The 19,290-nt window shown below is 55.4% G+C and carries 15 protein-coding genes; 9 read left to right on the top strand and 6 right to left on the bottom strand.

Annotation, left to right across the window (positions count from 1 at the left end; genetic code table 11):
- Positions 1-77: 77 nt before the first annotated feature.
- The gene (locus tag RUDLU_RS0109860; protein WP_027302921.1) at positions 78-1,850 is read right to left on the bottom strand and encodes a M3 family oligoendopeptidase; all 1,773 of its coding nucleotides are present in this window, start codon (positions 1,848-1,850) and stop codon (positions 78-80) included.
- Positions 1,851-2,008: 158 nt separating this feature from the next.
- Here RUDLU_RS0109860 and RUDLU_RS0109855 point away from each other — a divergent pair, with 158 nt between their 5' ends.
- Both RUDLU_RS0109855 and RUDLU_RS28725 read left to right on the top strand, forming a co-directional pair.
- Positions 2,009-2,395, top strand: coding sequence for a BlaI/MecI/CopY family transcriptional regulator (locus RUDLU_RS0109855; RefSeq protein ID WP_019988209.1), 387 nt, complete (start codon positions 2,009-2,011; stop codon positions 2,393-2,395).
- Positions 2,382-4,544, top strand: a complete 2,163-nt coding sequence (locus RUDLU_RS28725; RefSeq protein WP_019988208.1) for a M56 family metallopeptidase — start codon at positions 2,382-2,384, stop codon at positions 4,542-4,544. The genes RUDLU_RS0109855 and RUDLU_RS28725 overlap by 14 nt, the downstream gene beginning before the upstream one ends.
- 95 nt (positions 4,545-4,639) lie before the next feature.
- On the opposite strand, the gene RUDLU_RS0109845 is transcribed toward RUDLU_RS28725, so the two are convergent.
- The 3 genes from RUDLU_RS0109845 to RUDLU_RS0109835 all read right to left on the bottom strand — a co-directional run bounded on the left by RUDLU_RS0109845 (position 4,640) and on the right by RUDLU_RS0109835 (position 7,045).
- On the bottom strand, positions 4,640-5,713 hold the full coding sequence (locus RUDLU_RS0109845; RefSeq protein WP_019988207.1) for a ferredoxin--NADP reductase: 1,074 nt from the start codon (positions 5,711-5,713) through the stop codon (positions 4,640-4,642).
- 200 nt (positions 5,714-5,913) lie between these two features.
- Complete coding sequence (locus RUDLU_RS0109840; protein WP_019988206.1) at positions 5,914-6,762, bottom strand: hypothetical protein; 849 nt, start codon at positions 6,760-6,762, stop codon at positions 5,914-5,916.
- Between the two features lie 22 nt (positions 6,763-6,784).
- Positions 6,785-7,045 (bottom strand): cytochrome b5 domain-containing protein, encoded by a 261-nt coding sequence (locus tag RUDLU_RS0109835; protein WP_019988205.1) that lies wholly within the window; start codon positions 7,043-7,045, stop codon positions 6,785-6,787.
- Between the two features lie 69 nt (positions 7,046-7,114).
- On the opposite strand from RUDLU_RS0109835, the gene RUDLU_RS0109830 reads away from it, so the two are divergent.
- Both RUDLU_RS0109830 and thiL read left to right on the top strand, forming a co-directional pair.
- Complete coding sequence (locus tag RUDLU_RS0109830) at positions 7,115-7,564, top strand: hypothetical protein (protein ID WP_019988204.1); 450 nt, start codon at positions 7,115-7,117, stop codon at positions 7,562-7,564.
- A 68-nt stretch (positions 7,565-7,632) separates the two neighbouring features.
- A complete protein-coding gene (gene thiL / locus RUDLU_RS0109825; RefSeq protein WP_019988203.1) occupies positions 7,633-8,664 on the top strand; it encodes a thiamine-phosphate kinase in 1,032 nt (343 codons plus the stop codon).
- Between the two features lie 114 nt (positions 8,665-8,778).
- Here thiL and RUDLU_RS0109820 read toward each other — a convergent pair whose 3' ends face one another.
- Entirely contained in the window at positions 8,779-9,864 is a 1,086-nt protein-coding gene (locus tag RUDLU_RS0109820) for a mannose-1-phosphate guanylyltransferase (protein WP_019988202.1), read from the bottom strand.
- Positions 9,865-10,141: 277 nt separating this feature from the next.
- Here RUDLU_RS0109820 and RUDLU_RS0109815 point away from each other — a divergent pair, with 277 nt between their 5' ends.
- Together RUDLU_RS0109815 and RUDLU_RS0109810 are read left to right on the top strand one after the other, a co-directional pair.
- Positions 10,142-13,276, top strand: a complete 3,135-nt coding sequence (locus RUDLU_RS0109815) for a carboxypeptidase-like regulatory domain-containing protein (protein ID WP_019988201.1) — start codon at positions 10,142-10,144, stop codon at positions 13,274-13,276.
- A 222-nt stretch (positions 13,277-13,498) separates the two neighbouring features.
- The gene (locus RUDLU_RS0109810; protein ID WP_019988200.1) at positions 13,499-15,163 is read left to right on the top strand and encodes a T9SS type B sorting domain-containing protein; all 1,665 of its coding nucleotides are present in this window, start codon (positions 13,499-13,501) and stop codon (positions 15,161-15,163) included.
- A 14-nt stretch (positions 15,164-15,177) separates the two neighbouring features.
- Here RUDLU_RS0109810 and upp read toward each other — a convergent pair whose 3' ends face one another.
- A complete protein-coding gene (gene upp, locus RUDLU_RS0109805; protein ID WP_019988199.1) occupies positions 15,178-15,828 on the bottom strand; it encodes a uracil phosphoribosyltransferase in 651 nt (216 codons plus the stop codon).
- A gap of 131 nt (positions 15,829-15,959) precedes the next feature.
- Between upp and RUDLU_RS0109800 the strand changes: the two genes are divergently transcribed.
- From RUDLU_RS0109800 to RUDLU_RS0109790, 3 genes are all read left to right on the top strand, one after another.
- On the top strand, positions 15,960-17,723 hold the full coding sequence (locus tag RUDLU_RS0109800) for a hypothetical protein (protein ID WP_044130194.1): 1,764 nt from the start codon (positions 15,960-15,962) through the stop codon (positions 17,721-17,723).
- Between the two features lie 36 nt (positions 17,724-17,759).
- The gene (lpcA, locus tag RUDLU_RS0109795; RefSeq protein WP_019988197.1) at positions 17,760-18,377 is read left to right on the top strand and encodes a D-sedoheptulose 7-phosphate isomerase; all 618 of its coding nucleotides are present in this window, start codon (positions 17,760-17,762) and stop codon (positions 18,375-18,377) included.
- A gap of 169 nt (positions 18,378-18,546) precedes the next feature.
- Complete coding sequence (locus RUDLU_RS0109790; protein ID WP_019988196.1) at positions 18,547-19,206, top strand: 3-keto-disaccharide hydrolase; 660 nt, start codon at positions 18,547-18,549, stop codon at positions 19,204-19,206.
- Positions 19,207-19,290 lie beyond the last annotated feature (84 nt).

Genomic DNA, 19,290 nt, shown 5'->3' with positions numbered 1-19,290 from the left:
AAGTTATAAAAGAGTAGCCAGTCGTCAGTCGTCGGCCGGGAGTTTTTTGCACAGCCCGGCCGATGTCCCGCTCCGAATCAGGCTGCCGGGGCCGAAAGCCGGGCCATTTCTTCCCAAACAAAACCCATCAGCTCACTAATGTGCTCTTTCGAAAAGTCGAAAGGGACGTTGGCGGCTGCGTAAATGTTCGGAATCGTGTCTTTGTATCCCAGGCTGAGCGCATTCAGGTATCCCTGCAGCCCGGCTTCGGGATTGCGTCGGTAGTTACGCCAGACACCAATGGCCCCCAGCTGTGCAATGCCATACTCAATGTAATAGAAAGGCACCTCAAACAAATGCAGTTGCCGCTGCCAGATAATGCCTTTGTACCGCTCCAGCCCCGACCAGTCGGTAACCGAATCGGCAAACTGATTGTATATACGCAGCCAGTTGGCCTCTCGTTCAGCTACGTACTCTGCCGACTGTTCGGCGGGTGGGTTTTCGTATAGCCAGTGCTGAAACTTGTCGATGGTGGCAATCCAGGGCAGGGTTTCTATAATTGATTCGAGGTGTTGCAGCTTGGCCCGGCGGAGTTCTTCGGGGTTGTCAAAAAACACATCCCAGTGATCCATCGACAGCAGCTCCATCGCCATAGATGCCAGCTCGGCTACCTCCATCGGCGGGTTTCGGAAGGATTTCAGGGATAAGTCGCGTGTCAGAAACGAATGTACGGCGTGGCCGCCTTCGTGCACCATCGTGACCAGGTCGCGCAGGCTTGAGGTTGCGTTCATAAAAATAAACGGCACCCCAATTTCTTCGAGCGGATAATTGTAGCCGCCCGGCGCTTTGCCCTTCCGCGATTCGAGGTCGAGGTGGTGCATGGCGCGCATGGTGCGTAGAAAATTGGCCAATCGCCCGGCTCCGTCGAGTTTATCGAAGCACTGAATGGTTTTGTCGATCAGCTCCTCACCACTCCGAAACGGTTCCAGCGCGGGCCTGCCCTCAATATCGACTTTCGTGTCCCAGGGGCGTAGCTCGTCTAAAGACATAGCGGCCCGTCGTTCCTGCGCCAGTTTATCAAGTAAAGGCACCACGGTTTCGGCTACCGACTCGTGGAAGTTGAAACAATCGGCAGGGGTGTAGTCGAACCGGCCGAGGGCGGCAAACGCGTAGTCGCGGAAGTTGGCAAACCCGGCATTCTGCGCCACCTCGTGCCGTAGTTTGATCAGATCGGTCATGAGGGCGTCGAGTGGCTCGTGGCTGTCGTACCGGCGTTGCCAGATGGCCCGCCAGGCTTCTTCGCGCACGGCCCGGTCGGCGTGGTAGAGCCGATCCGATGCTTTCGGTAAGGTCATTTCTTCGGGCTCACCGGCCTCGTTGAGTAGCGTTACGGTCATGGCCCCAACGGTGGCTCCGTATTCGCGTTCGCGGGTTTGCAACTCGGTTTGCAGCGGCACGTTTTCGTCGCGGAAAATCTCGATTGCTTTTTGCATGCCCCGGATCATCACGGCGTACTGGGGTTCGGTAATCAGCTGATCAACAAACGGGCTCTCAACGGTGCGTTTGTCGAGTTCGTTGCCGTAGGTCGACAGGTGCGGCTGAATCTCTTCAACGAAATAATTGAAGCGTTCTACCAACCCCGTGTCGGCGGTGTCGCAGGTCATGCGGATGTAGCGCCAGGCAAAATTTTCGGAGAGGTACGACTCCAGCTCGCTACGGTCGCGGAGCCACTGCCGCAGGGCGTCGGCATCGGGTAGGGGGCGGTTCAGCAGGTCGTCGAAAAGGGGTTTAACGTCTTCCCAGCTTTTGAGGTCCATGTCCTCACCCATGAAAGGTCGTGCCGGACGGGTTATGGTTAGTTCTGTGGTCATATTCTTTCGGATGCGAACGCGGTTCAATCCGTGTTCCTCTCCATATTTCGCGTTCCTTTTCAAAACGATTTACCGTTTAAAAAAGATTTCTTTCCTAAAAATTTGACATTACGAAATCTTTCGTACATGTTTGCTACGAAATCATTCGTAGATAAGTTATGCGCCCAACGGATTCTGAACTGGAGATTTTGCACGTGCTGTGGCAACACGGTCCTCGCACGGTGCGGCAAGTAAACGACCAACTGAGTCAGCAACGCGAAATTGGGTACACCACAACCCTGAAGCTGATGCAGATTATGTACGAAAAAGGGCTACTGACGCGTTCGGAAGAGGCCAAGTCGCACGTGTACACAGCGGCTTTGAGCGAGCAGGAGGCCCAGCAGAGCCTGCTCGACCGGTTTCTGGAAACGGCCTTCAAAGGGTCAGCTTCGCAATTGGTGATGCAGGTATTGGGGCGGCACAAGACCAGTGCCGATGAGTTGGACGAGATCAAACGATTATTAAACAGCCGCGCCGACGGTTCACAAGATCATGAATCAAAGTAATTGGCTCACTAGTCCGGTTGCCGAAGCGGTAGGCTGGACCCTCCTGCATGCCCTCTGGCAGGGTTTTGCCCTTGTATTGCCCGTAGCGGTCTGTTTTTACCTGATGCGCCGGAGTCGGGCTGTGGTACGCTACCGGTTGGGCATGGCGGCATTACTCGCCCAGTTGATGGCGTCGGCGGTAACGTTTGGGTTTTATTACGATCCTACCCCGGCCCCCAGTATTCACTTGAGCAGTATGGCTGCGGCCTGGTGGGTGCAGTCGGCTGCATTGTCCCGGCCGTCGGGGCTCGCGGCCCTACAATTGTTTCTGTCGGCGCATCTTTCTCAGATTGTGGGGCTGTGGCTGGTGGGTGTGGGTGTATTTGGTCTTCGGTTAGTTGGGGGCTGGGTGTACGTACAACGGCTACGGAAGGCGGCCACCTTGCCCGTACCAGCTTTGTTAAGTCAAACCATGGATCGGCTCACGCAACGGCTGGCCATACGGGCCCGGTTGCAGGTATCGGCACAGGTGTCGAGCCCGGTTGTGGTGGGGTTGCTCAAGCCGGTGGTGCTGTGGCCCGTGGGGTTGCTGTCGGGCCTGAGTGCTGCTGATGTAGAGGCTATTCTGGCGCATGAGCTGGCACACATCCGGCGGTACGATTACGGGCTCAACATGCTACAGTCAGTGGTAGAAGTTTTTTACTTTTTTCACCCGGCCCTATGGTGGCTTTCGGCACGGGTACGTGAAGAGCGCGAACATTGCTGCGACGATGTGGCCGTAGCTGTTGTGGGCGACGCCCGGATTCTGGCCCGCGCGTTGGCCCGGGTAGAGGAGTGGCAGCGGGCTGGTGCCGAGACCCCCCACCTCGTAATGGCATTTGCCGGCCAACGCCAACAGCTATTGCAGCGGGTTCGGCGGATGCTGGGCGTACCCACTCAGCCGCTCGTTTCAAATAGTCAACTGGCGGTGCTTACGCTGATTACCCTACTGGGCGTGAGCGTGTCGGTATATGCCGTGCAACGTAAAGAAACCGTCTCTTCGGTGGCGCGTACCCAAAAGCGGCAGGCGGCTATGGCCAATGCGCTAACTGCCAGTAGGTTGAGGTCCGTTGAGGCAGCATCTGCTTCGATTTCGGTACCGATGGGTAGTGCTCCTGCCTTGCAGATACTGAGCCGCCCGGAAGCATCCGACGTCGACTCGGTGCGTAAAGGGGTGGTCGAAACAGACAGAACTGAGACGGAACTCGTTAACCAAATTGCGCCTATCGCGGCTCAGGATACGGCCCGGATGCGGGCGGCTCAGAAAGAGCTTGAGCAACTCACCAAGCAGATGAACGAGGTGATGAGCGGGCGTCAGGCAACCATCGAGCGGCTCTCGAACGAAATGGCCGAGCTGACCCGCAAAAATAGCCAGTCGCAGAAGCAGCTCGAACCCCTTACCCGGCAATTGGGTCAACTGGCCCGTCAGCATAGTGCGCTGACGCAGAAACTTGGGCCGTTGGAGCGTGAACTCAATCGGCTGAGTAGCCAGAACGACGCCAAGACTCGCGCGTTGATCCGGCAGAAAGAAGCGCAAAGCCGACAGGTACAAGAACAGATGGAACGGCTCGAAAAGCAAATGGAGAAGCTGAGCGAACAAGTGGAGCCCGCGCATGCGCGTATGGAGCCATTTTATAACCGTCTGGCCACCATCGGCGATTCGATCAACACGTTGTACGAGCCAACGTTTGCCCTGACGGAGAAAATTGCCCAACTGAGCGAACAAATTGCGGAAGATGCACATCGGCAGGCTGAGGTAGCGTACCGGCGGGCCGAAGAGGCTTACCGACGGGTTGAAGGCGAAATGCGGGCCATGAGCCCAGCCGGAGCACCTGAACCCCCGGCCGTTCGGGAACCTCGTGCGCCCAGAGAGCCCCGCGCTCCTCGAATGCCGCGTACGCCACGAGTACCCCGTGCGGCTGTATCCCCCGTGCCGCCCCCACCCGGCGTACCGGCTCCAGCAGCCTTAGCTCCTGTGCCAGCGGCTCCCGGTGTACCCGCTCATGGGGCTCACCCGCCCCGGCCGCCACGGGCTATCCGGGGGCGGGCGGCTTTGCAACCCGCCCCGGCAGCTGCCCCGGCCGAGGCTCCGCGCCCCGCGCCAAAGCCCCCACGGGCCCCTGAGGAGTAGATAACAAAAAACGGGTAAAGCTTTCAAAAAGCTTTACCCGTTTTTTGTTACGGCTGACTCACCAAATTAGTAAGCCAACAACCCGGTCTGCTGGTTTAATCAATTTCAATGACCACGTCTTTGCCCACTGGGTGCGCCACGCAGGTGAGTATGTAGCCGGCTTTCAGTTCGGAGTCGGAGAGGGCGTCTTCTTCATCAAGTTTTACCTGTCCCGACACGCACTTGCCCAGGCAGGCGGTGCACATGCCGGCCTGACACGAGTAGGGGAGGTCAATGTCTTGCTCCAGAGCGGCTTCCAGAATAGTCTGATGAGGAGCTACGGCAAATTTGTATTCTGATCCTTCGTATAGAATAGTCACTTCGCCTTCGGCCGATTCGGCCGCTGCGGGGTCTTCTTCTACGTCTCCCACAGCCGATTCGGTCGTGGCCGTGGCGTAACTTTCCTTGTGTACGCGGTCGGTTGGGATACCGGCGAGCGACAGCGCCTTGCGGGCTTCGTCCATCATACCATCGGGGCCACAGAGGTAAACATGGGCATTGTCGCGCTCAGACTGCGGCAACTCTTCCAGCAGTTTGATGATCATGTGGCTGTTCAAACGCCCTTCCGTACCGGTGTAGCCATACGTGGGCTGACTCAGTACGTGGGTGGTGTGGAACCGCGCACTGCCATAGGCCTGCTCCATGGCGTCGAGGTGAGCCTTGAAAATAATCGACTCCTGATTGCGGTTGCCGTAAATAAGCCAAACCCGGCTGTGGGGTTCGCTGTGCAAAACCGACTTGGCCATCGAAAACAGGGGCGTGATGCCGCTACCCGCGCCAATCAGCACAACCGTTCGGCGGTTGGTGGGGTCGAGTTTGGGCACAAACGTACCCATGGGCTCAAGGGTTTCCAGCACATCGTCTTTCCGAATGCGGTCGCAGAGGTAATTGGAAACCAGCCCGCCCGGCAACCGTTTGACCGTTACCGCCAGCGACACGTCGACGTGTGGAGAACTCGACATTGAGTACGACCGGCGTACTTTCTGGTTGTTGATATTGAGGAGAAACGTCAGAAACTGACCGGGTTGGTAGCGTACTTCCTGACTGATGGGGTGCCAGAACTGGATCGTTACCGCATCGGGGGTTTCGCGGATGACGTCCTTTACTTTCAAGAAAAATCGATTAGCCATTATGGTTGATCCTGTGCGTTGTATTCGGGTACAAAGGTACGGGGTTGGAAGGTAAACTACCGGGAGGGGGCAACGGTTTGTAATTTGTATAGTATTGTGGAATTGGTACGCGGATGACATGGATGGAGCCAATTTTCGCGGATTAATAAAGCAAATGGGCGTACATCTGCCTTCGCGTTCAATTGGCATTGAGTGGCTGATTAAATCCCTTGATGGTACTGCACCAGGCCATCGCCGGGGCTTTTGAGGATCTGACCCATTTGCCCACCCACGGCTTGCACCGCCTGCCGAAGCTGTTCGGCGAAATAATAACCCACCGACCCCACCACGTGTATCGGCCAGGCCTCATGCTCTGGAAAAGGGCGCACGTACGTTTCTAAAAACAGCACAAATGCATCGGTCACGAGCCTGTTTGCGTATGGATGGTTGATGTACTCCGATAAAAACGGAGTGAAACTGGCGAAATAGCGGTTTGGAAACGGCTTTTTGTACGCATTGTCGAGCAGGGTGGCCCGGTCGAGGGCATACCGGTCGGTAAAGGCCTGCCGGAGCGGTTCGGGTAGCCGTTGCTGGAAGTAGTCGCGGACGAGGGTTTTGCCCAGATAGCCGCCACTGCCCTCATCGCCGAGCCAGAATCCAAGCGACTGAATGGTGCGGGTGATGGTTTGGCCGTTGTAACAACAGGCGTTGGCCCCCGTGCCCAGAATACACACAATACCGGGCTCATGTCCGGCGGCCCCGCGCGCGGCCCCAAGCATGTCTGATGCAACCGAAACCGTTTGGCTGTTGGGGAAAGCCCGCCGAATGGCCCTCTCAACAACGGCGTTAGATTCGGCGTTGGCGCAACCGGCCCCGTAGAAATACACGGCCTGCACCTCCTGCGGCAACAGGTGAGGGGCCAGCTGGTCGGTGAGGGTCTGGTAAATGGCGTCGGTATCCTGATAATATGGATTCAGACCGTTCGTTGTAAGCTGGTACGTCTTTTGCCCGGAACTGAGCACGCGCCAGTCGGTCTTGGTAGAGCCGCTATCGGCAAGGAGGGTGATCATAGTGAATGAATAGAAGTGCAACCTATGCCAACCGCCCGACGGCCGGGAATTTCTGAAAAACCCAGTCGCCGTGAGGGGCATCGGGGAGTTCGTCGGTCAGATCCTGACCCGCCCAGTGCTCGTAATGTTTACCGTTGCGCCACAGCCGCGAGGCCGAAACGTCGTAGATCAACCCGCGAAAGGCGCACCAGATTTCGTCGCGGTCCGAACCGTTCCGAAGGGCCAGCTGGGCGCGGGTGTAGGTAGGCAAACGGTCGGTTGAGTCGCCGGGCGTCACGTTCAATAGGTTGGGTTTTGTATGGAATCACAAAATTACTGTATCTTTAACCACTTAGTTTACGCATATCCGAATATGAAGAAGACTTCTCTATCAGCTCTTTTTTGCCTGCTGGCTTTTGTGACCCTTCTGACGGGCTGTGGCAAACCCAAAACTGCCCCCGTATCGGAGCGGATTGCCAAAGCCTGGACAGCCCGTAAGGTCGACGAAAACAGCACAACCGTGTTTACAGCAGGTGGTGCCAACAATGTGCGGCCTGGTTATACTAACTTCCGGCTCGACCTGAGCCAGTCGCCCAATGTGACGCTGGTAGAGTTTGACGGCAACCGGTTTTCCGGTCAGTGGGAAGTACAGGGCGATAACCGGTTGATCTTGAAAAACCTGACTCCCCAACCTACCGGAACCAACGGAACCATTGAGTTTACCATTACAAACTTAGGCGATACAGAGGTGGTGTTGACGCGTACCACGGCCAGCCAGAAAACAGGCGGCACCGTGAATGTGTACACGCTGAAGAACCCGTAGCCAAAAAACTTAGTTGATTTGTAAGCCGTTCTGCTGACGAAAGCCGGGCGGCTTTTTTGCATTCATCCATGACGACAATCGATTCTATCGGCGAGTTTGGCCTCATCGACCGTATCCGTACGGCTACTGAGACACCTCAGCAACCGGGCACCATTCGGGGTATCGGCGACGATGCCGCCGTTTTTGCACTGAACGATACGGAGTACGGCCTGATCTCGACAGATATGCTGCTCGAAGGTATTCACTTCGACCTGACGTACACTCCTCTTAAACACCTGGGCTACAAAGCTGTAGCGGTTAATGTGTCGGATATTGCGGCCATGAACGGCCTGCCTACGCAGATTACCGTGAGCCTTGGGCTCAGCAGCCGGTTTACGGTCGAAGCCGTCGACGAACTCTACGCGGGTATTCGGGCGGCTTGTGCGGCCTATAAAGTGGATCTGGTGGGGGGCGATACCACGGCCTCGCGCTCGGGGCTGGTCATTTCGGTTTCGGTATTGGGTACGGTGCCCAAAGACCGAATCACGTACCGTAACACCGCCCAACCCAATGATGTGGTGTGCGTAACCGGCGACCTCGGGGCGGCTTACCTGGGTCTGCAACTGCTCGAACGCGAAAAACAGGAGTATCTGGCCAATCCCGATATGCAGCCGTCGCTTTCGGAAGAAAGAGCCTATCTGATGCAGCGGCAACTTCGGCCCGACGCCCGCACCGATATTGTGCACGAGCTCCGCGACCTCGATATTACACCGACGGCAATGATTGATATTTCGGACGGATTATCGTCGGAGATACTACACCTCTGTCGGCAGTCGGGTACGGGTGTCGTACTGTTCGACGAAAACATCCCGATCGACGATCAGGCTCATCTGGCAGCTACCGAATTTGGCATCAGTGCGCTCACGGCAGCCCTTAACGGGGGCGAAGACTACGAGCTGTTGTTTACTGTTCGGCCGCAAGCGTTCGAATCCCTTAAAAACCACGCCCGTATCACGGCGATCGGTTACCTCACCGCCGACCCTGCCCAGACTATTCTGGCCACCAAGGCCGGGCAGCAAACCCGCCTGCGCGCTCAGGGTTGGGGAGGCACCGGGGCATAGCCTTGGGTCTTTAAACCAGAAAGACAGCAGAGGTCAGACTTAAAGCTACGGTAGCGAAGTCTAACCTCTGCTGTCTTTTTTCATTTACAGGTGACGAACTCCAGCGTCACCTGTCTATACAAACGTTGCGCCTTGCTCTTTGGCTTCGGCCACAAACTGTTTTACCTTCTGCTCGTCGTCTTTGCGGCAAATCATGAGCACATTATCGTACTCAGCCACAATGTAGCCGTCGAGCCCGTTAACAACGACCAAGCGGTCTTTCGGAGCTTTGATGATGCAGTTTTGAGTATCGTAAAGCATCGTATGGGCGTCAACGGCATTCTGATGCTCGTCTTTATCTGACACCTCGTACAACGATTTCCAGGTGCCCAGGTCCGACCAGCCGAAGTCGCTCAAAACCACGTACACATTGTCGGCTTTCTCCATAATCCCGTTGTCGATGGAGATGCTCTTGCAGAGCGAGTAGGCCTTGTCGATAAACGAGGTTTCCTTGTCGGTGGCGTAGTGGGGCGTCCCCTCTTCAAATACTTCGGCAGTTTCGGGTAAATACTTTCGGAAGGCCGACATGATAGCCTGCACGTTCCAGACGAAGATGCCCGCGTTCCAGACAAACTCACCACTATCAACAAATTGCTTAGCCAGTTCGAGGTGCGGCTTCTCGGTGAACGTTTTTACCCGCAGTGGACGCCCATTTTTGCTGTCCGACTCGCCATCTGGAATATACTGAATGTACCCGTAGCCGGTATCGGGGCGGCTTGGCCGAATGCCCAGCGTCACCAGAATATCCTGTGCGGCTGTAGCCTCCAAAGCCGTGCGAATCGTACGCCGGAATTCCTCTTCTTTCAGAATAACGTGATCGGCGGGCGAAACTACAATGTTGGCCTGTGGGTCGCGTTGGGCAATTTTATAACATGCGTAGGCAATGCAGGGAGCGGTGTTGCGCGCAATAGGCTCACACAAAATCTGCTCGTCGGTGAGGCTCGGAATCTGCTGCTGACAAAGTTCCTTGTACTTATCGCTCGTTACGATGTAGATATTTTCGGGGGGGCAAACACCGTCGAAGCGGTCAACCGTTTGCTGAAGCATGGTTCGGCCCGTGCCGAGTACATCGTGAAATTGCTTGGGATTGTTGGTACGGCTGAACGGCCAGAAACGCGTTCCGACCCCACCCGCCATGATAATGACGTATGTATGGTTCATGATAAAAAGTCGTCAGTCATTGGTTGCCGGTTGCTTACTGAGGCCGGTAACATATCGACAAAGTAACAGCAAAAAGACGTCAACCGGTTTATTTTCTTATGGAGTAGTTTGCTTTTCCCGGAACACACCCATTTTAACATGTATAGGGGCTGGCGTGAGTTGGTTAAATGGTCGTTTAATTTCAATCAAACAAGATTTTTTAGAACAAAATGGATGATTTAATTAGCTTTGCTTGTAGTTGACAACAAACAATAGACCCATCAAACTGCATTCGATTATGCTAAAAACGCTTACCAATTCATTACGTGTTTTACCCTTACTGCTTTTGCTTCTGAGTATCAGTGCATTTGCTCAAGTAAATGTGAGTGGTAAAGTAACGGACGCCAGCACCACCGAACCCCTTGCCGGGGTGAGCATTGCCGTTAAGGGCAAGGTAGTTGGCACAATTACCGACACAAAAGGTAACTTTTCGTTCAGTACGAACACCCCGCCCCCGTTTCAGATTGTGATCTCGTCGGTTGGTTTTCAGACCCAGGAAAAAACCGTAACCGGTAACGTTTCTGACCTGAATATCGTCCTGTCGGAGCAGGTAACGGTGGGCGAAGAGGTGGTTGTATCAGCGAGCCGCGTAGAAGAAAGTGTGTTGAAATCGCCCGTTTCTGTCGAGAAAATGGACATTCGCGCCATTCAGCAAACGCCCGCTTCTAACTTCTACGAGGGTTTGGCCAACTTCAAAGGGATCGACGTGGCTACGCAGGGCCTGCTGTTCAAATCGATCAACATGCGCGGATTTGGCGCTACCGGTAACCCCCGTACGGTGCAGATGATCGACGGGATGGACAACTCGGCCCCCGGTCTGAACTTCCCGATTGACAACATTGTGGGTATTCCCGAACTCGACGTGGAGAGCGTTGAGATCCTGCCCGGTGCAGCCTCGGCCCTGTACGGCCCCAATGCCATTCAGGGTCTGATTCTGATGAACTCGAAGAGCCCATTCCTGTATCAGGGGCTGAGCGCCAACGTGAAAACCGGCATTATGTCGGCCAGCAACCGCGACGTGGTCAATACGCCGTTCTACGACGCTTCTATCCGGTACGCCAAGGCCTTCAACAACAAGTTGGCGTTTAAGGTCAATGCCTCGTATCTGCAGGCAAAAGACTGGCAGGCTACCAACTATACCAACCTCAACGCAGCTGGTACAACTACGGGCGCACTCGATCCCGACCGGGGCGCGGGCACCCTGCCGAACTACGATGGTATGAACGTGTATGGCGACGAAAACCAGCAGGGTATGCAGGCCGTAGCTAACAGCATTATTGCGAACCCAAACACCCCTGCAGCGCTGCGCACGCAGTTGCAGACGGCCCTGAGCAATGGCTTGATTCCGAACGTGAACGTGAGCCGGACCGGCTGGCGCGAGCGCGACCTGGTCGATTACAACACCAAGAGCCTCAAGCTGAACGCGGCTATGCACTACCGGCTTACCGAAAAAATCGAAGCCGTTGGTCAGATCAACTATGGTTTCGGTACTACGGTGTACACGGCACAGGGCCGTTACTCGCTGCGTAACTTTGCACTGACGCAGGCTAAACTCGAACTCCGGGGCGACAACTTTACCCTGCGAGCCTATACCACGCAGGAGCGCTCAGGCGACTCGTATGCGTCGAGCTTAGCGGCTGTGTTTATGAACGAGGGCTGGAAACCCAGCACCACCTGGTTCCCTCAGTACATTGGTGCGTACGTAGGCGCTCGGGCGGCTGGTCAGGCTGATGCCGCGGCCCACTTAGCGGCCCGTGCGGCTGCCGATCAGGGTCGGCCATTGCCGGGAACGGCGGCCTTCGAGCAACTGCGTGACCGCGTACGCGATACGCCGATTGTACAGGGTGGCGGTGCGTTTACCGACAAAACCAACCTCTACCATGCCGAAGGGGTGTACAACTTCAAAAACCAGATCAAATTTGCTGATGTTCTCGTAGGGGCCAACTTCCGTCAGTATCAACTACGGTCGGCAGGTACACTCTTCGCCGATCTGGCCGAAGGCCGCACTGGTACCATCCCCATTAATGAGTACGGCGCGTTCCTACAGGTGAAAAAGAGCCTGTTCAACGAGCATCTGGCCATCACGGCTTCGACCCGTTACGACAAGAACGAAAACTTCAAAGGGCAGTTTACGCCCCGTGTATCGGCTGTAGCGACGTTTGGAGATCATAACTTCCGGGTGTCGTACCAGACGGGTTTCCGGATTCCGACCACGCAAAACCAGTACATTGACCTGCTGACCCCCCAGGCTCGCCTGATTGGTGGTTTGCCCGAATTTTACACCCGCTACAATCTGGCAAACTCGTTCTCACGGACCAACGTAACTCAGGTTGGTGCCGCCATCCAGACTACGGCTGCCAGCCAGGATTTCCGTACCCGGCAGATTCAGGCCCTCACGGCTATTGTACAGCCACAAGTGATCGCAGAAGTTACGCGGCAGGTAACTGCCGGCGTGACAGCACAGGTCAACGCGGCCGTAGCGGCTGGTCAGATTCCGGCAGCGGCAGCGGCAGCAGCTATCCAGCAGGGCGTAACGGCTCAATTGGCTACGCCACAGGTACAGGGTCTGATTGCCCAGAACGTAACCGCTCAGGTAACGGCCAACGCGCCTAACTTCATTCAGGCGCAGGCAGTAGCTGCTAACTTAGCCGGGCTGAAACCCTACCAGCGTCGGGAGTTCAAGCCCGAGCGCGTAGCTAACTACGAGATCGGCTACCGGGGTGTGTTCAACAAGCGTCTGTTTGTTGATGCCTATTACTACTACAGTGTGTACCGTGACTTCCTCGGTAGCGTAGTGCTGATTCAGCCAACGGCTACCATTGCACCGGGTATCCTGCCCGAAGCTTCTGGTGTATTCAGCGGCAGCACACGCCGGGCTTTCTCAATGCCGGTTAACAGCTCAGAGCGGATCACGGCGTCGGGTTGGGCTATCGGCCTGAACTATGCTTTGCCGAAGGGTTACGTCATTTCGGGTAACATTGCCAACAACCAGCTGAACAACTTTACGCCATCAGAAGAGCTGCAAACGGCTGGCTTCAACACGCCCAAAAACCGGTATAACCTCGGTTTCTCGAAGCGCCCAACGGGCAACTCGAAATTTGGGTTTGGCGTAACGTTCCGGGCGCAGGATGAGTTTGTGTGGGAAGGTTTCGGTCAGCCTACTGAAGTAGGTGTACCGCTCTACGCCAACACGATTGTACCGGCTATTCGTAACCTCGATGCGATGGTGAACTACAAACTGACCGGCCTCAAGTCGATCATCAAAGTAGGAGCTACCAACCTCGGTGGTAAGCCGTACCTGCAAGCGTTTGGCAGCCCGTACATCGGCTCTACGTACTACGTAAGTCTGACGTTCGACGAACTGCTGAACTAAGCGCCGGGCCGCGCTCGGTCGGGCCGCGCAGGCCGTCATCAGACGAATTATTTTCAAGTCGCCAGTAGAAGGCAGGCTCATAACCGGCAAGGTTTGAAAGCCGCCTACTACTGGCGATTTTCTTGTTTTGGGAGAAAACTACCGGATGCTAAACGCTCGTATACATTAGGCAAGTTTTTGTAATTTTGAGATCGATCCGCCCACAAAAAACGAGGAGAGCGCATGAAACACGGATTACGAACTATCTGCTTTTTGGTGTTTGCCTTATGCCTGAGCGTGTCTGCCCGGGCCTTTGAATTGATCGGGGTGATCGGGGGCGATATGTCTCTGCGGGCAACGGGTACGCCCGATGCGTACATCCTGACGGTGAACCTCTACGTAGACCGAAGTAAACCGAATGCCGCCAAAGTGGATGGCTTGTTTGCCTGCCATATTTACCGACGGAGCGATGGTAAACAGATTGAGTCCCGGAACATCTTCGACACTGGAAAGTACGGAAACCTGTTTGAAGCCAATAATCCCTGTGCCAAGCAGGTTTCGTTGCTGATTACGAAGTGGACGTTCGAGCGGGACATTACCCTGTCGAAGGCTACCTACAACGACCCCGGCGGGTATTTCATCTATTTCGAACGGTGCTGCCGTGAGACGAATCCCGTCAATATTCTGAACCCCAGCCAAACGGGTATGGCCCTCCGGCTCGACTTTTTCCCGACGGCTGCTCCCAACAGTACGCCCGAGTTTACGGTACCTGAAGCCAAGTACGCTTGTAAGGAAAAAGCATTCACGCTCAGCTTTGCGGCCAAAGATGCCGACGGCGATCAACTTGAGTACGCACTCGTGGATCCGTTGGCGGGTTTTCTCAAGCCCTCGCAGGTTGTCAATATTGCTGGCGACCTGACCGTCGGCAATGTGCCTGCGGTACAGTGGGCACCGGGATCAGGTACAAAAAATCCAATTCCGGGTGTGTTTCCGCTTCAGATCAGTGGCAACGGGTTGCTCACGCTCACGCCCTCGCGGGTGGGGTTGTACCTGTTTGCCGTCATGGTGACCGAAAAACGCAACGGAGCCATTATCAGCCAAACCCGGCGCGAGTACCAGATTCCGGTAGTCGACTGTGAGCTGAACAAGTCGGACAAACCGCTAATCACCACCAACGGTAGTAGTACGACCGCCCTCGAACGCTGCGATGCCTCGCCGGTGACCCTCGCAACATCGGCAACGGCAACGGGCTTCAACTACCAGTGGCAGCTGAACGGAAAAGATATTGCCGGGGCAACCAGCTCAACCCTGTCGGTGACCGACGAGGGGACGTACACTGTGAAAAAGCAGTTTCCGTACGGCTGTGGCGATGAGTCAAGCTCTGACCCGCTGAAGGTGCTGCCTCCGGTGCCACCCTCTGCCAAAATCCTGACCGAGCGCACCCAACTGTTGTTTGACGGGGATCAGATTATTCTGCGGTCGGCACCTCAACCAGCTACCTATCGCTTTGCGTGGACGTTCGGGGGAGCTACCTCGCCTGGCAGCGGTAGCCTGATTGCCGCGCGGGAGGGCACCTATAAGTTACGCGTTACTACGTCCGACGGTCGTTGCCCGGCTGAGGACGAGATCGACATTGTCCGCGATATTAAACTCTTTATGCCCTCGGCCTTTACGCCCAACGGCGACGGTACGAACGACACCTGGCAGGTGGTGAATCTGACGAGCCTCGACGGGGCTGAGGTGTTTGTTTTCAACCGCAACGGGGGCGTGGTGTACTATGCCGACAAAGACGGGCGTCCGTGGGATGGCACCTACGAAAACCAGAAAGTACCCGCCGGTGTGTACCGTTATTTAGTCAGGGCGCCGGGCCGCCGACCACAGGAAGGCGCCCTGCACGTGATTTACTAACGACTAATTACCGCCTACACTTTCTCGCCAAAGGCCAGGTCGCCCGCGTCGCCGAGGCCGGGTACAATGTAGTAATGGTCGTTGAGGTAAGAGTCTATGGCACCCAGCCACAAATGGCATTGCGGGAGCCGGTCCTGCATGTAAGCAACGCCCTCGGGGCTGGCAATGACGGCTGCAATATGCGTTTGGGCCGGAATCCCGTACCGAAGCAGCGAATGATATACTTTTTCGAGAGAGCGGCCGGTAGCCAGCATCGGATCGGCAATGATGAGCGTACGACCCGCCAAATCGGGCGACGAAATGTAGTCGAGAGCCACTTCAAACTCATTGACATCGGTGCCCAGTACATGACCCCGGTACGCACCCGCAAACGCGTTGTCGGCCTGATCGAAGTAGTTCATAAACCCCTGATGGAACGGTAGCCCGGCCCGCATAATGGTCGCAATCACGGGCTGACGCAGCAGCAAAGGGGCATTGGCCGTGCCGAGGGGCGTCTGTACGTTCGTATTCTGATAAGCCAGCGTTTTGGAAATTTCGTAAGCCATCAATTCGCCGATCCGTTCGAGGTTGCGTCGGAACCGCATCCGATCCTTCTGAATAGTCACGTCGCGCAGTTCGGCGATGTATTGATTGGCTATGGAGTTGAAATCGGCGAAAACAAACATAAGAGGGCTTCCGTTTGGGTTTGCAAGTTTACGCTAAAAACAGGTACGTATTCCGCCCGGATTGACTTACTTTGCCCACAAAATGAACAGGAATGAGGGGTTGGCCCAGCATTTGTTGTACGATGCTTTTTATGAAACACGTTCTTTACGGATTACTGCTGGCTTTTTTATCAACGTTATTAGCGAAAGCGCAAAGTCCACATCTACCGTATAATGCCGATTATCACCACCTGATCGACCGGATGGAAATCCGGCAGGGCCGTTGGGCCGAGGGGTTTCACAGCTTTACCAAGCCGTACACCCGACAGGCCGTTGTGCAACTCACCGACAGCGTACTGGCCAATCTGGATTATCGGCTCTCCAGCGCCGATCGCTTCAATCTGGCCTATCTGCGCAACGATAGCTGGGAGTGGGTTATGCCCCGGACAGACACGATACCGTCGGACAATGGCATCATTCGCAACATGCAGTACGGCGTTGGTTCGTCGCCCGGCGACAGCCGCCGACCCTTTCTGAAGGTCTTTTACAAGAAAAAAGCCGACTTCTACAGCGTACAAACGCCCGAGTTCGACCTGCACGTTAATCCGGTTATCAACCTGAGCTTTGATCTGGACAGCAGCGACCCCGAGCGTACCAGTACGTATGCCAATACGCGTGGGGTTGAGGTGCGCGGGACCATCGGTAAAAAGCTGGGATTCTATTCCTATTTTGCCGATAATCAGGTTTTTTACCCGAAGTATGTACGCGAATACGCTCAGCTGTACGGCAAGCCCGACCTTTCGGATGCCAATGGGTTTGCCCCCGGCGAAGGGTTTACCAAGCGGTTTCCGGCCGGTGGTGGGCTCGGGGCCGACTTTATATCGGCACGGGGCAGCTTCAATTTCAATCTGCTCAAGATCATTAACGTACAGTTTGGGCACGACCGCAATTTCTTCGGCAACGGATTCCGGTCCATGTTCCTGTCCGACAATGCCTCGCCCTACCTGTTCCTGAAACTGACCACCCGCTTCGGCAAGCATATTCAGTACACCAACCTGTTTACGGAGTTGCAGAATGTGGAGCTGACAAGCAATGAGCAGCTGATTCCGAATAAGTACTCGACCATGCACCACCTGAGTGTGAATATCGGGAAGCACGTCAACGTCGGTATTTTTGAGTCCATCGTTTACAGCCGCGACCGGCTCGAAATTGGCTACATGAACCCGCTGATTCTGTACCGATTTGTAGAGTCGTATCGGGGTAGTGCCGACAATAGCTTTGCCGGAATCGATGCGAAAGCTAATTTCCTGAAGCATTTCATGGCATACGGGCAGATCATGTTCGATGAATTTCGGATCAATGACCTGATCAACAACGGAGGCTCCTGGACAAACAAGTATGCCGTGCAGCTGGGCCTCAAATACATCGACGCGTTTGGGGTGCCGAATCTGGATTTGCAGGGTGAGTACAACCTGGCTCGCCCGTATATGTACGCGCACCTGGGTGGCCAAACCAATTACACGCATTACAATCAACCGTTGGCGCATCCGCTGGGAGGCAACTTTAAGGAGGCAATCGGCATTGCTCGTTATCAGTATAACAAGCTGTTTCTGACGGGTATTTTCCGGGTAGCTGAGTACGGTGCCGACCCGCCGGGACGTAACTACGGCAGCAACATCACCAAAAACTACGAGACGCGTTTCCGCACAGACGGTAACTTTATCGGGCAGGGCCGCACCACTATCACAACCTTCGTGGATGCGCGGGCGTCGTACATGCTGCGGCACAATTTCTTTGTTGAAGGGCGCTATGCGTACCGGCTTCAGTCGAGTCAATTCCGGCCGCTGGAGTACACCAATCAGTTTGCGTCGATTGGTATCCGCTGGAATTACGCATACCGGAATCTATTGTTTTAAAACGCGCCGGGCCAATCACCCGATGCCTACCATACTATGCTTGATTTAATCAAACAAGAACTGGCCGAAGCACAGGCGGTGCTGGAGTCGTTTATGAATAACCCGCTGCATTTGCAGCAGATTGAACAGGCGGCCCGGCTCATGGCCGACGCGCTGACCGATGGCCGGAAAATCATCTCGTGCGGCAACGGCGGCTCCCACTGCGATGCCATGCACTTTGCCGAAGAGCTGTCGGGTCGCTACCGCGAAAATCGCCCCTCAATGGCTGCCATTGCTATTTCAGATTCAAGCCACATCACCTGCGTAGGCAATGACTACGGCTACGATTTCGTGTTTTCGCGCTTTATCGAGGGTCTCGGTCAGGCGGGCGATGTGCTGATGGGTATCAGTACGAGCGGTAATTCGGGCAACGTGATTCGGGCTGTCGAAGCGGCCCGCGCCAAAGGCATGCGGGTGGTGCTGCTCACGGGAAAAGACGGGGGTAAACTGGCCGGACAGGCCGACGTTGAAATCCGGGTGCCACACTTCGGCTATGCCGACCGGATTCAGGAAATCCACATCAAGGTGATCCACCTGTTTATTCTGCTCATCGAAAAGATGGTGGCCAGCAACCCGGTGGCCGGCAGTCCGGTGGCCGACAGTTCGGTGGCCTAAGCTAAATTCTCTGGCTGCCCATGCCCAACACATTGCCGTTCCGCAACCGGGGCGGCAATGCTTGTTTTTAGAGAGAACCCCGTTGGGATTGAGGTGAGTAACCGGAGTAGGTAGGGGCTCTTTACTCACTACCTAATCACCTTTACCGGGCCGACTGTGCCTCCCTTTTATGAACTGGAACCTACCCCGCTCGTTGTCGGGGCAACTTGTGTTGTTGGGACTCTTGCTCAGTCCATCGGTCTTGTGCGCCCAATCGACCGAAAAAACGGTGTCGCTCTTCGATGGGAAAACCCTGAAAGGTTGGCAGCCGGTCAACCCGGCCCACGCGACGCTCTGGTTTGTGGCCGATAGCACCATTCGGAGTGGCGACGGGCTGAAGAAGATTCCCGAAAATACCTACCTGCGCACCGAGAAGGAATACGGCGATTTTGAGTTTCGCTGCCTGTTTCGGCTCACCGGCGACCCGGCCACGGGTATGATTAACAGTGGCATCCAATACCGGTCGGTGCTTAAAGACGGACAGATTGTGGGGTATCAGGCCGATATTGGCGATGGCTATTGGGGTGATATTTACGATGAACACCGGCGGGGTAAGCTGGCCGGGGGCGATTGGCGCACGCTCCGGCATGTGCTGAACAAGCAGGGTTGGAATAGCTACATCGTCCGCTGTCGGGGCAACCGGCATGAACTTTACATCAACGGTGTGAAAACCTGCGACTACACCGAAACCGACCCGACCATACCGGCTCGGGGTGTTATTGCGGTGCAGATTCATAGCGGGGGAGTGGCTCAGGTTGAGTTTCGCGATCTGACCATTACCGTGCTGTAAAAGCCCGGATGGCCCAATCCGTAATTTTAGCGTATAGGTATCACCGGATCCCGTATATTCTGGCAACGGTCCCCTTTTACGTTT

This window comes from Rudanella lutea DSM 19387, from assembly GCF_000383955.1.
GTDB classification, from domain to species: Bacteria; Bacteroidota; Bacteroidia; order Cytophagales; family Spirosomataceae; genus Rudanella; species Rudanella lutea.
Note: the sequence above shows the minus strand (reverse complement) of the source record. Positions and strands in the feature narration are given on the sequence as shown.